This window comes from Kitasatospora nipponensis, from assembly GCF_039528135.1.
GTDB classification, from domain to species: Bacteria; Actinomycetota; Actinomycetes; order Streptomycetales; family Streptomycetaceae; genus Kitasatospora; species Kitasatospora nipponensis.
The window spans coordinates 1-653 of record NZ_BAAALF010000798.1; the positions used below are offsets into that span (position 1 = coordinate 1).

Here is a 653-nt window from a genome sequence, read left to right on the forward strand (position 1 = left end):
CGAGAGTCTGCGCAGGTCAGCAGCAACATCGTTGGATTCACGGCCGTTGCTACCGGCACCCCATAAGGAACCGCCGACCGAATACAGGTCACTGACCAGCAGTTACCGCGGCTCGCGGCCCGTTTCTGCCGCTGCTCATCGGTATCCTGTTCGGTCTCGCCATGGACTACGAGGTGTTCATCGTCTCCCGGGTGCGTGAGGACTAGGTCCACGGAGTCCCCCCGCACCAGGCTGCCGTCAACGGCCTCGGCCACAACGCCCGGGTCGTCACCGACGCCGCCCTAATCGTGGTCGCGGTGTTCGGCGGGTTCATGCTCGCCCTCGACCCGGTCATCAAGTCCATCGGGTTCGCCCTGGCCGTCGGAGTGTTCATCGACGCGTTCATCGTCCGCATGACTCTCGTACCGGCCGCCATGTCCCTGCTACCGGTGGCTTGTTGACATGGGATCAGATCGGCAGTACTCGCGAGGAGAGTCTTTCGGGGTGTTGCCATGACGGCGCGTGCTCCGTGTCCACCGGCTCCCGGGCCCCTCGAGGGGTACGCGGCCAGGTTCGACGACCTGTTCAGCTCGCTGGCCCAGCGGCGGGGATTTCGCGAGTACCTGACCGGCCTGTTGCTTCCAAGGGACCGGAACAAGACGCTGACCACGCTC

General features: G+C 64.9%; 2 pseudogenes. Both read left to right on the plus strand.

The features are described 5' to 3' along the window. Positions 1-122: 122 nt before the first annotated feature. Positions 123-425 (plus strand): annotated as a pseudogene (locus ABD323_RS43405) (MMPL family transporter); the annotation flags it as partial. A 66-nt stretch (positions 426-491) separates the two neighbouring features. After that, positions 492-653 (plus strand): annotated as a pseudogene (locus tag ABD323_RS46170) (IS701 family transposase); the annotation flags it as partial.